Below are 13,694 nucleotides of genomic sequence, written 5' to 3'. Positions count from 1 at the left end.
CGGTCGCCACCGCCCTCGCCGCCGTCACCGGCTTCGCCGCCCTGACGGCCCCCGAGGAGGGCGGCGCCCCCGCGGCCCCCGCCAAGGCCGCCTCCCGGATGCCCGTCGAGCGCTCCACCCTGCTCTGCCCGGCGCCGAGTTCCTCCGAGGTGGCCGAGACCGTCCACACCTCGTACACCCCGCCCGGCACCGGCGCCGCCTCACCGGGCGGCGGATCGGCGGGCGCGGGCACGGGCAGGACCGCCCCGCCCGTGGCCCAGCTGCGCCCCGCCGCCGACGCGGCGGCCGTCGGCGGTCCCACCGGCGGCGCGAAGCGCAAGGCCGCCAAGGCCCCGGCCACCGTCACGGAACCCGGCAAGCCCGTCACGGCCGAGGCCGACGGCGCGGCCGTCCCCGCCCTCACCGGCGCCGCCTCCGGCAACCTCGCGCCGGGCTGGACCGTCCAGCAGACCACCGCCGTCCCGGCGGGCGGCGCCCGCGGCCTCCTCGGCCTCACCTGCGGCGCCCCGGACACGGACTTCTGGTTCCCGGCCGCCTCCACCGGCAAGGGCCGCGGGGACTACATGCACCTCACCAACCCGGACGACACCGGCGCCGTCGCCGACATCGAGCTCCACGGCCCCGAGGGCGTGCTCAAGTCCCAGTACTCCGACGGCATTCCGGTCCCGGCGCGGTCCACCGTCCCCGTCCTGCTCTCCACTCTCACCACGGAGGCCGCGGCCGAGGACGTGACCGTCCACGTCACCACCCGCAGCGGGCGTGTCGGAGCCGCCCTCGCCGCCGCCGACGACACCCACGGCAGCGACTGGCTCGCCGCCTCCGCCGACCCCGCCCCCGGCGCCGTCCTGCCGGGCATCCCGGCCGACGCCACCTCCGTCCGCCTGGTCGCCTTCGCGCCCGGCGAGGAGGACGCCGACCTGAAGATCCAGCTGGCCACGGCGACCGGCACGATCGTCCCGGCGAGCGCGGCCTCGCTGCACGTCAAGTCCGGCATGACCGCGGCCGTCGACCTGCCGGACCTCACCCGGGGCGAGGCCGGCTCCCTGGTGCTCAGCCCCTCCGACCCGAAGAAGCCGGCCCCGGTCGTCGCGGCCCTCCGTGTCGTCCGCGGCAAGGGGGCGAAGGAGGAGATCGCGTTCATCCCGGCGGCGACCCCGGTCACGGCCCGCGCGACCGTCGCCGACAACCGGGCCAAGGCCTCGACGCTCTCCCTCGTCGCCCCCGGAGAGGGCGCCCAGGTGAAGATCACCGCCTCGGCCGGCTCGGAGGGAGGCGAGCCCGCCACCCGCGCGGTCACCCTCAAGGGCGGTACGACGACCGCCCTGACCGACCTGGCCCCGAGCGGGCTCAAGGGCTCCTACGCCCTGACCGTCGAGAAGGTCTCCGGCGGCCCGGTCTACGCGGCACGCACCCTGGCCCTGCCGCAGGACGGGATCCCCATGTTCACCATCCAGACCCTCACCGACGACCGCGGCACGGTCGAGGTCCCGGCGGCACGCCAGGACCTCGGAGTCCTGGACGACTGACCGGCCGGCCGGCCCCGCCCGCGCCTGTCGCCCTCGGGCGGGGCGACGGGCAGGCCCGGGATCCGAGGCCGGCCGCGGCTCCACCCCCGGGGTGGCCGGGGCCGCCCTCGCGCCCGCCCTCAGTCCTGCCCGTACCGGGGATCGACCGACTCGGGGGAGAGGCCGAGGAGTTCGGCGACCTGCTCCACGACGACCTCGTGCACGAGGAGCGCCCGCTCGTCGCGGCTCTTGGACCTGATCTCGACCGGCCGGCGGTAGACGACCACCCGCGCCGGCTCGTTCTTCTCGGCCGGCACCGAACCGCCCAGCGGCACCGTCTCGCCCGCCGGCACCGTCGGCGGCACCTCCAGGACCATGAACTCCACGTCGGCCAGCTGCGGCCAGCGCCGTTCCAGGCGCTCCACCGAATCGAGCACGAGATCGCGGAAGGTGTCCGCCCGGCTCATGGAGAGCGGTACCTGGGGCGGCGCGACCGGTCCCCGCATCCCCCGGCCGTGCCGGTCGCGGCGGCGGACCCGTGGCTCCGCCGGGAGGTCCGTGGGGCGGTGCGAGGGGTTCGGCGGCACAGGACTGTCCATCACTGACGCAGCGTAACTCTCCCGGGTCTTCCCGTACCGGGCCGCGATCCCTCCACCGCCCCCGTACCACCCGCCCGCGCCGGGCGCCTCCCCCCTCGACCTGACGAAATCTGAACATTCCGGCTTTTCGGTGGCACGATTCCGGACCGTGGCGCGATCGTCCATCTGGCGGTGGTTGACCGGATTTGTATGTATGACTGTCCGGATCACCTCCTGCCCCGACCCGTACAGAAACCCGTCCGCGCAGGTCGGAACGGAGTCCACCCGAAGGAGGGTGGCGGACGTCACACCGCGACACGGTGGAGTGACGTGCCGGAGAGTCGTCGCGGCCCGGTCAAGAGTGCGGTACCGTCCAACGTCGTGAGCCCTGTACGTCGCTGTTCGCGCACCGCGTGCGGCCGCCCTGCCGTCGCGACACTGACGTACGTCTATGCCGACTCGACTGCGGTCCTCGGCCCGCTCGCCACCTACGCCGAGCCCCACTGCTACGACCTGTGCGCCGAGCACAGCGAGCGCCTCACCGCGCCGCGCGGCTGGGAGGTCGTGCGGCTCTCCGACGGATCGGCCCCCAGCCGTCCCAGCGGTGACGACCTCGAAGCCCTCGCCAACGCGGTACGCGAGGCCGCGCGCCCCCAGGAGCGCGCCGCCGAGGCCGGCGGCAAGAGCGGCGGCCGGGGCGGCGACCCCATGGAGGTCGGCCGGCGCGGGCACCTGCGCGTGCTCCGTTCCCCCGACAACTGATCCACCGGCTCCCCGTGATCCACTTCCCGGCCGGTCGTTGATCCACTTCCGCTCCCGGGCGGTGCGGCCCCCCGGACCGTGGCACGCTGTCTGCGCCCAGGTAGTTTGGGCGGACCTTGCACATGCGCCGCAACCGCGTGCCGAGACATCAGGAGAGTGGATCCGTGACGGCTGATCTGTCGCAGATCGTGAAGGCGTACGACGTTCGCGGGGTGGTGCCGGATCAGTGGGACGAAACCCTCGCGGAGCTCTTCGGCGCCGCCTTCGTGCGCGTGACGGACGCGACCGCCATCGTCGTCGGCCACGACATGCGTCCCTCGTCCCCCGGCCTCGCCGCCGCCTTCGCCCGTGGCGCGACCCGCCTCGGTGCCGACGTCACGCTCATCGGCCTGTGCTCGACGGACCAGCTGTACTTCGCCTCCGGCAGCCTCGGCCTGCCCGGCGCCATGTTCACGGCCTCGCACAACCCGGCCCAGTACAACGGCATCAAGATGTGCCGCGCCGGCGCCGCCCCCGTCGGCCAGGACACCGGCCTGGCCGACATCCGCGCCCTCGCCGAGCGCTGGCTGGAGGAGGGCGCCCCCGAGGCGGCCGCCACCCCCGGCACCGTCACCGAGCGCGACACCCTCGCCGACTACGCGGCCCACCTGAAGGGCCTGGTCGACCTCACCGCGATCCGCCCGCTCAAGGTCGTGGTCGACGCCGGCAACGGCATGGGCGGCCACACCGTCCCCACCGTCTTCGACGGCCTCCCGCTGGAGACCGTGCCGATGTACTTCGAGCTCGACGGCACCTTCCCCAACCACGAGGCCAACCCGCTCGACCCGAAGAACATCGTCGACCTCCAGGCCCGCGTCCGCGCCGAGGGCGCCGACATCGGCCTCGCCTTCGACGGCGACGCCGACCGCTGCTTCGTCGTCGACGAGCGCGGCGAGCCGGTCTCCCCGTCCGCGATCACGGCCCTGGTCGCCGCCCGCGAGCTCGCCAAGCACCCCGGCGGAACGATCATCCACAACCTGATCACCTCCTGGTCCGTCCCCGAGGTCGTCCGCGAGAACGGCGGCCTGGCCGTCCGCACCCGGGTCGGCCACTCCTTCATCAAGGAGGAGATGGCGCGGACCGGCGCCATCTTCGGCGGCGAGCACTCCGCGCACTACTACTTCAAGGACTTCTGGAACGCGGACACCGGCATGCTCGCCGCGCTCCACGTCCTCGCCGCCCTCGGCGGCCAGGAGGGCACGCTGTCCGCCCTCGTCGCCGAGTACGACCGCTACACCGGCTCCGGCGAGATCAACTCGACCGTCGTCGACCAGGCCGCCCGCACCGCCGAGGTCAAGGCCGCCTACGGCGAGCGCGAGGACACCACCGTCGACGAGCTCGACGGCCTCACCGTCTCCTCCGCCGACTGGTGGTTCAACCTGCGGCCCTCGAACACCGAGCCGCTGCTCCGCCTGAACGTCGAGGCCCGTGACGAGGCCACCATGGCCAAGATCCGCGACGAGGTCCTCGCCCTGGTCCGCGCGACCGGCTGACACGCATTCCGCCACGGAGGGACGGGGGGCGGGCGCCGAGCCGCGCCCCCCGTTCCCCGGCGGTAGGCTGACCTGGCCCCGAAGGGCAGCACCACCACACGTCTGTGCGAAGGGACACCCCATGCCGCTCGAAGCCGGCCTCCTGGAGATCCTGGCCTGCCCGGCCTGCCACGCCCCGCTGAACGACCGCACGGCGGACGAGAACCCCGAGCTGGTCTGCACGGGCGCCGACTGCGGCCTCGCCTACCCGGTCCGCGACGGCATCCCGGTCCTCCTCACGGACGAGGCCCGCCGCCCGGCGTGACCGGCCTCCGGGCCGACTCCGGGGCGTGCGGCCGTACGGCCCGGCGCCCTGCCCCCGGCCCGGCACCGCGCCGGACCGCTCCCGCCGCACGGGACCGCGTCCGACCGGATGACCCCGGATGAGACCGGATGATCCCGGACGCGACCGGACGCGACCGGACGCGACCGGACGTAACCGAGAGGGGCCGGCGACGGTATCCCGATGGACCGGACAGGATCGGATCCGACCGAACTGGATCGGACCGAACTGGTTCGGACAGGATCGGTTCGCGCCGGATGGGTTCGGGCCCGGCGGGTACGCGTGCTCTGGGTACGAGACCGGCACCGGCCCCGGACCCGCCGACCGTCCGCCCCGAGGCGCGGGTCCGCACCCGCCCCGGGACCCGGCCGGACCCGCACCACCACCGCACCACCCCAGGGCCCCCGCCCGGACCCCGTACCCCTCAGGCCCCGCAGGACCCCCGCACCGACAGGAACCCGCACCCGGAGGCCCCATGCTGGACGAGACGCTCCTCGACGCACCGGACGCCCTGGCCCAGGCCGACCGCCGAGGCCTCCTGCGCGGCGCCGCCGAGGCCGGCGCACGGGTCCGCACCGCGGCCCGCCACGCCGCCGAGGCCGGCATCGCCGACCTGACCCCCGAGGGGCGCCCCCGGGCCGTCCTCGTCGCCGGGCCCGGCACCCCGGCCGCCGGCGTCGCCGACCTGATCGGCGCCCTCGCCGGCGCCTCCGCCCCCGTCGTACCCCTCCGTCCCACCGGCGTGGCCCCCGCGCCCGGCGCCCTCCGCTGGGCCCTGCCCGGCTGGGCCGGTTCCGTGGACCTGCTCCTGCTGCCCACCACCGACGGCTCCGAGCCCGGCCTCGCGCTCCTCGCCGAACAGGCCTACCGCCGCGGCATGACGGTCGTGGCCGTCGCCCCCGCCGCCTCCCCGCTCGCCGAGGCCGTGAACGGCTCCCGCGGCCTCTTCGTCCCGCTGGCCATGGCCCCGCACGAGAGCGCCGTCGAGACCGCCGAGAACCTCGCCGCCAGCAGCGGCACCCTCTGGTCCCTCTTCACCCCGCTCCTCGCCCTCCTCGACCGCGTCGGCCTCGTCGAGGCGCCCCCGGAGGTCCTGGAGAAGGTCGCCGACCGGCTCGACCGCACCGCCGAACGCTGCGGCCCGGCCCTCGCCACCTACGGCAACCCGGCCAAGACCTTCGCCGCCGAACTCGCCGACTCGCTCCCCCTCGTCTGGACCGAGGGCGCCGCCGCAGGCCCCGTCGGCCGCCGCTTCGCCGCGGTCCTCGCCGAACTCGCGGGCCTGCCCGCCCTCGCCGGTGAGCTCCCCGAGGCCCTGACCGCGCACGGCGTCCTCCTCGCCGGCACGTACGCGGCGGGCGCCGACCCCGACGACTTCTTCCGCGACCGCGTGGACGAGCCGCAGGCCCTGCGCGCCCGGGTCGTCCTCCTCCGCGACCGCCCCGCCGGCGGCCTGACCGCCGCCCCCGCCGCCCGCGAACTCGCCCTCGGCCACGACACCGCCGTCAGCGAACTCGAACCGCAGGAGGAGGGCGACGACCTGGAGACCCTCGCCGAACTCCTCGCGGTCACCGACTTCGCCGCCGTCTACCTCGCCCTGGCCTCGGCGGGCGTCACCGCGCCGCCCGCCTCCCCCTGACACGCCCGGCCCACGCGGCGGACAGCCCCCGCGGCCCGCGCCGCCACACCCGAACGCCACCACGCCGAAAGATGGAAAGCCACCCATGGACCGCCTCGTCAACACCGTCCGTCCCTACGCCTGGGGATCCACGACGGCCATCCCGGAACTCCTGGGCACCGCCCCCACCGGCGAGCCCCAGGCCGAGATGTGGATGGGCGCCCACCCGGGTGCTCCCTCCCGTACCGAGCGCGGCCCGCTGAACGAGGTCATCGACGCCGACCCCGTACGCGAACTCGGCGAGCGGGCCGTCGGGAAGTTCGGCCCCCGCCTCCCCTTCCTCCTCAAGCTGCTCGCCGCCGGAGCCCCGCTCTCCCTCCAGGTCCACCCCGACCTCGACCAGGCCAGGGCCGGATTCGCCGCCGAGGAGGCCGCGGGCGTCCCGATCGACGCCCCGCACCGCACCTACAAGGACGCCAACCACAAGCCCGAGATGATCTGCGCCCTCACCCCCTTCGAAGGGTTCTGCGGTTTCCGCGCCCCCGCCGAGGCCGCCGATGTCCTCGCCGCGCTGGGCGTCGACTCCCTCAAGCCGTACGTCGACCTCCTCCACGCCCACCCCGAAGAGGCCGCGCTCCGCGAGGTCCTGACGGCCCTGCTCACCGCCGACCCGGCCGAGATGGCACACACCGTCACCGAGGCCGCCGCCGCGGCCGAACGGCTCGGCGGCACCCACGCCCCGTACGCCGTCGTCGCCCACCACTACCCGGGCGACCCCGGCGTCCTCGCCGCGATGCTCCTCCACCACGTGGTGCTCCAGCCGGGCGAGGCCCTCTACCTGGGCGCCGGCGTCCCGCACGCCTACCTCTCCGGTCTCGGCGTCGAGATCATGGCCAACTCCGACAACGTCCTGCGCTGCGGTCTCACCCCCAAGCACATCGACGTCCCCGAACTCCTGCGTATCGTCCGCTTCCAGCCGGCCGAGCCCGGCGTCCTGCGCCCGGAGGCGTCCCCCAGCGGCGAGGAGGTCTACGAGACCCCCATCGACGAGTTCCGCCTCTCCCGTTTCGTACGGGCCGAGGGCGCCGCCCCGACCGACGTCACCGCCCCCACCCCCCAGATCCTGCTGGCCGTCGCGGGCAGCCCGAAGGCTGGTGAACTCACCCTCGCCCCCGGGGAGTCCGTGTTCGTACCGGCGGGCGAAACGACCGAACTGTCCGGTGCGGGCACGGTCTTCCGGGCCACCGTCGTGGCCTGATGCAACAATGACCGGCCGAACCGCGGCGACTGAGCCAGAGCATCGACGAAGGGATCACGTACACCCATGAGCGCGTCAGGCGGAACCAAGGCGATCGTGGCGGCACTCGCCGCCAACCTCGCGATCGCCGTAGCCAAGTTCGTGGCGTTCCTCTTCAGTGGTTCGTCGTCGATGCTGGCCGAGAGCGTCCACTCGCTCGCCGACTCCGGCAACCAGGGCCTGCTGCTCGTCGGCGGCAAGAAGGCCCAGCGCGAGGCGACCCCCCAGCACCCCTTCGGCTACGGCCGCGAGCGGTACATCTACGCCTTCCTCGTCTCCATCGTCCTGTTCTCCGTCGGTGGCATGTTCGCCATCTACGAGGGCTACGAGAAGATCCACGACCCGCACGAGATCGAGGCCTGGTACTGGCCGGTCGGCGTCCTCGTCTTCGCGATCATCGCCGAGTCCTTCTCCTTCCGGACCGCCATCAAGGAGTCGAACCAGGTCCGCGGCGGCCTCTCCTGGAAGGAGTTCGTCCGCCGGGCGAAGGCCCCCGAGCTGCCGGGCGTCCTCCTGGAGGACCTCGGCGCCCTCGTCGGCCTGATCCTCGCCCTCGCCGGCGTCAGCCTCGCGCTCGCCACCGGCAACGGCGTCTGGGACGGCATCGGCACCCTGTGCATCGGCGTGCTGCTCATCCTCATCGCGATCGTCCTCGCCGCCGAGACCAAGTCGCTCCTGCTCGGTGAGGCCGCCGGCGTCGACGAGGTCAAGAAGATCGAGGGCGCCGTCGTGGACGGCACGACCGTCACCCGCCTCATCCACATGCGCACGCTCCACCTCGGCCCGGAGGAGCTCCTCGTCGCCGCCAAGATCGCCGTACGGCACGACGACACCGCCGGCGACGTCGCGAACGCCATCAACGCCGCCGAGGAGCGCATCCGCGCCGCCGTCCCGATCGCCCGGGTCATCTACCTGGAGCCGGACGTCTACAGCGAGGCGGCCGCCGCCGGCGGAGCCGACCCGAAGAAGACCCCCGGCGGTGCCGGCCACTGAGCCCGCTCCGCGGTACCGAGGCCTCCGGGAGCACCCGCTCCCGGGGGCCTCTCCCGTGCGTCCCCGCCCGCGAGCACGGAACCCGCGCCCGCCGGCCCGCCCGGTCCGGAAGGCCCGGACCGATCGGATCCGGCCGGATCCCCTCCCCGCGGACTGGGGTCCGCCGCGCCGCCCGGTGTAGATTCGGAAGGAGCCAGACGTCGCTGCTGATGGCGGTCGGGCGGTCCCTCCGGGACCGGCCGAGGGAGAGAGGGCCTCCGACGACTGCGCCGCGGAAGCGCCCGGGCATCGGTATGCCCACGGGTGCCCCGTCCGCGGTGCCAGGCGCCCCTGACCACCCTCGCACTCGACCCATACGAGGAGCAGCACCGTCATGACGACCGCCGCCCAGCCCGACTTCAAGGTCGCGGACCTGTCCCTGGCCGCCTTCGGCCGCAAGGAGATCACCCTCGCCGAGCACGAGATGCCCGGCCTGATGGCGATCCGCCGCGAGTACGCCGACCAGCAGCCGCTCGCCGGGGCCCGTATCACCGGCTCCCTGCACATGACCGTGCAGACCGCCGTCCTCATCGAGACGCTCGTCGCCCTCGGTGCCGACGTCCGCTGGGCCTCCTGCAACATCTTCTCCACCCAGGACCACGCCGCCGCGGCCATCGCCGTCGGCCCCCACGGCACCCCCGAGAACCCCCAGGGCGTTCCGGTCTTCGCCTGGAAGGGCGAGACCCTGGAGGAGTACTGGTGGTGCACGGAGCAGGCCCTGACCTGGCCGAACACCCCCACCGGCGGCCCGAACATGATCCTGGACGACGGCGGTGACGCCACCCTCCTCGTCCACAAGGGCGTCGAGTTCGAGAAGGCCGGCTCCGCCCCGGACCCCTCGACCGCGGACAGCGAGGAGTACGGCCACATCCTCCGGCTCCTCAACCGCACCCTGGTCGAGAGCCCCCAGAAGTGGACCCAGCTGGCCTCCGAGATCCGCGGCGTGACCGAGGAGACCACGACCGGTGTCCACCGCCTGTACGAGATGATGCAGGCGGGCACCCTGCTGTTCCCGGCGATCAATGTGAACGACGCCGTGACGAAGTCGAAGTTCGACAACAAGTACGGCTGCCGCCACTCCCTCATCGACGGCATCAACCGCGCCACCGACGTCCTCATCGGCGGCAAGACGGCCGTCGTGTGCGGCTACGGCGACGTCGGCAAGGGCTGCGCCGAGTCGCTGCGCGGCCAGGGCGCGCGGGTGATCGTGACCGAGATCGACCCGATCTGCGCCCTCCAGGCGGCGATGGACGGCTACCAGGTCACGACCCTCGACGAGGTCGTCGAGACCGCCGACATCTTCATCACCACCACCGGCAACAAGGACATCATCATGGCCGCCGACATGGCCAAGATGAAGCACCAGGCGATCGTCGGCAACATCGGTCACTTCGACAACGAGATCGACATGGCCGGCCTGGCCAAGATCCCCGGCATCATCAAGGACGAGGTCAAGCCGCAGGTCCACACCTGGACCTTCCCCGACGGCAAGGTCCTGATCGTCCTCTCCGAGGGCCGTCTGCTGAACCTGGGCAACGCGACCGGTCACCCCTCCTTCGTGATGTCGAACTCCTTCGCGGACCAGACCCTCGCGCAGATCGAACTCTTCACCAAGCCGGAGCAGTACCCGACCGACGTCTACACGCTGCCGAAGCACCTGGACGAGAAGGTCGCCCGTCTCCACCTCGACGCGCTCGGCGTCAAGCTGACGACGCTCCGCCCGGAGCAGGCCGCCTACATCGGCGTCCCGGTCGAGGGCCCGTACAAGCCGGACCACTACCGCTACTGACGCCCGGCCGGCGGGATGGCCGTCCCACAGCGGACGGCCACCCCACCGGACAACGGCAAAGGATCCAGCGCAGGCCCCCGCACCCCCGTGCCGGGGGCCTGCCCCGTCCCCGCCCGGCGCCTACCGCCGACCGCCCCCGCCCTCCGAGGACCCATGCCCCGCGGCCGTTATTCGCTCCATGATCCGCACGATCACACCCCCCTCGGCGACGAACACTTCCACTGCGCCCCCGGCCCCTCCGGCTGGCGCTACGTCTCGCAGATCACCACCCCCTCAGGCGAGCACCACGGTTCCGTCGATCTGACCCTCGACGACCTCGGCCGCCCCCTCCGGCTCGAACTGCACGCCGCCGGCTGGCAGGTCCGCGGAGCGGCCCTCGACGGCGTCACCTGGGTCCGCACGGACCCCACCGGAACCGACGCCACCGAAGGCAATGTGCGCGCCCACGCCTTCACCGGCTCGTCCCCGGCCTTCCTCGTCGCCCTCACGCGACTCCTGCGTCTCACCCCCGCATCCCCCGAGACCCGCGTACGGCTCGTCGCCTTCACGGATCCGGTGCTCGCCCCCCTCACGGTCGACCAGTCCTGGGCCCTGCTGAGAAGTGAAGCGCACCCCACTGACAACGGCCCCCTGATGGTGGACGAGTACCAGGTCAGCGCCCTGGACACGGGCGAACGCCATACGGTCCACATCGCCGGCGACGTGGTCCTCGCGGCCCCCGGCATCGAACTCGAGGACCTGGAGACCCCGCCCTCCGTCTTCCCCTGAGGGCGGGCCGGGCGCACGCACCCCGGGGCTGGGCGGGCCAGGGGTGCGCGTCCCCCGAGGCCGGGCGGGCCTCAGGCCGGGGGAGCGAACCCGGTGGCGCGCCCCTCGCGCCCCCCGCCCGTCCCGCCCCCGGCCCCCTCCACCTCGGGGCCCGACTTCGCGGCCGGTGGGGTCACGGGAGCTTCTGTGACTCCCCCACGTCCCCTGCCTCCCCGGCCCCGTGCGACTTCCGTGGCTCCCGTGATTCCTGTGACCTCCGTGGCGGCTGTCTCCCCGCCCGGGGCGAGGGCCCGCCGCGCGTCCCGGGCCTGCCGCTCCGCGACCACCCCCGCGAGATACGCCCCGGCCGGAACCCCTGGCGGGGCGGGCGCCCCCGTCCGCGCCACCATCTCGTCCGCCAGCCGCTCCGCGAGCCGCCGACCCACCACGGGGTCCAGCTCGCGCTCGCGCGTCAGGTACTGCCGTACCTCCAGCCACAATCCTTCCGGCACCGCCGAGAGGTCGAGCCCGGAGAACCGCCCCGCCAACCACGGCGGCGGCGGAGGCACGTACGCCGTCCGCGCGGCCGCCGGCAGCCGCTCCCGCACCACCAGCGTCCCGGCGAAGACGTCCCCGAGCCGCCGCCCCCGCTCCGACACCAGCGACGCCACACAGGCGATCGCGCCGAAGGTCATGAGGATCTCCACTGCCCCCATCGCCCCCCGCACCAGGGCGTGCCGGAAGCGGATCGGCCCGCCGTCGTCCCGCACCACCCGCAGCCCGCACACCAGCTTCCCCAGCGACCGCCCGTGCGTCAGCGTCTCCACCGCGATCGGCGCCCCCACGAGCACCAGCAGGAACGCGGCGATCGACAGCGCCGTCACCGCCGCCTCGTCCAGCGAGGCCGTCGCGAACGCCAGCCCGATCATCAGCACCACGTACACAGCCCCGACGACCAGCAGGTCGACGAACAGGGCCAGCGCCCGGCTCGGCAGCCGCGCGGGCTCCAACCCCAGGACGACGGCATCCCCCGTCACAAGCCCACTCACGCTGCCCACCCTCCTCCGGCCGACCTTCCCGGCCCCCTCCGAACGCCAGTCTGCCAAGCTGACCCGCAGCGCGCCGCAGCAGTACGGACCCGTCCGCCGCCAGTGCCTGGAGCAGCAGCCGATCATGGACATCGACGTCTACGTCACCGCCCACCGCGCCGAGTGGGAACGCCTCGACCACCTCCTGCGCCAGGGCGGGCGGCTCACCGGAGCCGAGGCGGACGAGCTCGTCGCCCTCTACCAGCGGACGGCCACCCATCTCTCGATCATCCGGTCCAGCACTCCGGACCCCCAGCTCACGGCCCGCCTCACCCAGCTCGTCGCCCGCGCCCGCGCCGCCGTCACCGGTACCCGCCGTGCTTCCTGGCAGGACGCCGCGCGCTTCCTGACGTCGGGTTTCCCGGCGGCCGTCTACCGCTCCCGCCACTGGTGGATCCCCACCGCGGTCCTCTCCACGCTGCTCGCCGTGCTGATCGGCTGGTGGATCGCCGCCCACCCGGAGGTCCAGGCCTCGATCGGCGCTCCTGCCGACCTCCGTGAGATGACCCGGCCCGGCGGCCAGTACGAGACGTACTACTCCAGCCACCCCGCGGCCTCGTTCGCCGCCCAGGTCTGGACGAACAACGCCCAGGCCGCCGCCCTCTGCCTCGTCCTGGGCGCTTTCCTCGGCCTCCCCGTGCTGGCGATCCTCTTCCTCAACATGCTGAACGTCGGCATCGCCATCGGCCTCATGTCGTCCGCCGGCCGTCTCGACGTCTTCCTCGGCCTGATCCTTCCGCACGGTCTGCTGGAACTGACCGCCGTCTTCGTCGCCGCCGGCACGGGCCTGCGCCTCGGCTGGACCCTCATCGAGCCCGGGCCCACCACCCGACGCGCGGCCCTCGCCTCCCAGGGCCGCGCCGCCCTCGGCATGGCCGTCGGCCTGGCCCTGGTCCTCTTCGTCTCCGGCCTCATCGAAGGCTTCGTCACCCCTTCCGACCTGCCGACCTGGGCCCGCATCACCATCGGCGTCGCCGCCGAGCTGGCCTTCCTGCTGTACGTGTACGTGCTCGGCGGCCGCGCCGCCCGCGCCGGCGACACGGGCGACCTGGCCACCCCCGACCGCAGCGCCGAACAGCCCACCGCCGCCTGATGTGCATCCGCCCCCGCGGAGCTGCTAGTCTCCTCCGGTGCCCGCAAAAGCTGTTGACACAGTGGATGCGGGGAGGTAGATTCAAACGGTTGCCGAGGGACTGGACAGTCCAGGTCGCAACCGCGTAGACTCAGACTCGCTCCGATCGGAACTCGATTCCACGGAGTCACCCCGATTCCTTATCCGAATCAAGAAAGCCACCGATTAGGTCGGCCGAAATGACTCTGATAAAGTCGGAACGCGCCGGAAGGCCTCGGAAAGAAAGAAATCCGGGACCGGAAAGCACCGAGGAAATCGGATCGGAAAGATCTGATAGAGTCGGAAACGAAGG

12 protein-coding genes are annotated in these 13,694 nt (G+C 73.4%); 10 read left to right on the top strand and 2 right to left on the bottom strand.

Annotated elements, in window-relative coordinates; genetic code table 11:
* Positions 1-1,526, top strand: a 1,526-nt coding sequence (locus tag RIF68_RS10360; protein WP_309050871.1) for a DUF5719 family protein, incomplete at its 5' end; no start/stop codon positions are given.
* 119 nt (positions 1,527-1,645) lie between these two features.
* Here RIF68_RS10360 and RIF68_RS10355 read toward each other — a convergent pair.
* A complete protein-coding gene (locus RIF68_RS10355; RefSeq protein ID WP_309050870.1) occupies positions 1,646-2,104 on the bottom strand; it encodes a metallopeptidase family protein in 459 nt (152 codons plus the stop codon).
* A 309-nt stretch (positions 2,105-2,413) separates the two neighbouring features.
* Here RIF68_RS10355 and RIF68_RS10350 point away from each other — a divergent pair, with 309 nt between their 5' ends.
* The 8 genes from RIF68_RS10350 to RIF68_RS10315 all read left to right on the top strand — a co-directional run bounded on the left by RIF68_RS10350 (position 2,414) and on the right by RIF68_RS10315 (position 11,203).
* Positions 2,414-2,845 (top strand): DUF3499 domain-containing protein, encoded by a 432-nt coding sequence (locus RIF68_RS10350; RefSeq protein WP_309050869.1) that lies wholly within the window; start codon positions 2,414-2,416, stop codon positions 2,843-2,845.
* A 164-nt stretch (positions 2,846-3,009) separates the two neighbouring features.
* Positions 3,010-4,377, top strand: a complete 1,368-nt coding sequence (locus RIF68_RS10345; protein ID WP_309050868.1) for a phosphomannomutase/phosphoglucomutase — start codon at positions 3,010-3,012, stop codon at positions 4,375-4,377.
* A gap of 121 nt (positions 4,378-4,498) precedes the next feature.
* Complete coding sequence (locus tag RIF68_RS10340; protein WP_309050867.1) at positions 4,499-4,681, top strand: Trm112 family protein; 183 nt, start codon at positions 4,499-4,501, stop codon at positions 4,679-4,681.
* Positions 4,682-5,174: 493 nt separating this feature from the next.
* A complete protein-coding gene (locus RIF68_RS10335; RefSeq protein WP_309050866.1) occupies positions 5,175-6,338 on the top strand; it encodes an SIS domain-containing protein in 1,164 nt (387 codons plus the stop codon).
* An 85-nt stretch (positions 6,339-6,423) separates the two neighbouring features.
* Positions 6,424-7,575, top strand: coding sequence for a mannose-6-phosphate isomerase, class I (gene manA, locus RIF68_RS10330; RefSeq protein WP_309050865.1), 1,152 nt, complete (start codon positions 6,424-6,426; stop codon positions 7,573-7,575).
* Between the two features lie 66 nt (positions 7,576-7,641).
* A complete protein-coding gene (locus tag RIF68_RS10325) occupies positions 7,642-8,607 on the top strand; it encodes a cation diffusion facilitator family transporter (RefSeq protein WP_309050864.1) in 966 nt (321 codons plus the stop codon).
* Between the two features lie 373 nt (positions 8,608-8,980).
* A complete protein-coding gene (gene ahcY, locus RIF68_RS10320; protein ID WP_309050863.1) occupies positions 8,981-10,435 on the top strand; it encodes an adenosylhomocysteinase in 1,455 nt (484 codons plus the stop codon).
* Positions 10,436-10,588: 153 nt separating this feature from the next.
* Positions 10,589-11,203 (top strand): hypothetical protein, encoded by a 615-nt coding sequence (locus RIF68_RS10315; RefSeq protein ID WP_309050862.1) that lies wholly within the window; start codon positions 10,589-10,591, stop codon positions 11,201-11,203.
* 71 nt (positions 11,204-11,274) lie between these two features.
* On the opposite strand, the gene RIF68_RS10310 is transcribed toward RIF68_RS10315, so the two are convergent.
* Complete coding sequence (locus tag RIF68_RS10310; protein WP_309050861.1) at positions 11,275-12,231, bottom strand: RDD family protein; 957 nt, start codon at positions 12,229-12,231, stop codon at positions 11,275-11,277.
* A gap of 124 nt (positions 12,232-12,355) precedes the next feature.
* Between RIF68_RS10310 and RIF68_RS10305 the strand changes: the two genes are divergently transcribed.
* Positions 12,356-13,363 carry a stage II sporulation protein M gene (locus RIF68_RS10305; RefSeq protein WP_309050860.1) on the top strand — a complete coding sequence of 336 codons (1,008 nt, stop codon included), beginning with the start codon at positions 12,356-12,358 and terminating at the stop codon, positions 13,361-13,363.
* Positions 13,364-13,694 lie beyond the last annotated feature (331 nt).

Origin of the sequence: Streptomyces sp. (genome assembly GCF_031178505.1) — a bacterium.
Lineage (GTDB): Bacteria > Actinomycetota > Actinomycetes > Streptomycetales > Streptomycetaceae > Streptomyces > Streptomyces gulbargensis.
The sequence above is the reverse complement of the archived record's forward strand: the minus strand, read 5'-3'. Positions and strand labels throughout refer to the sequence as shown.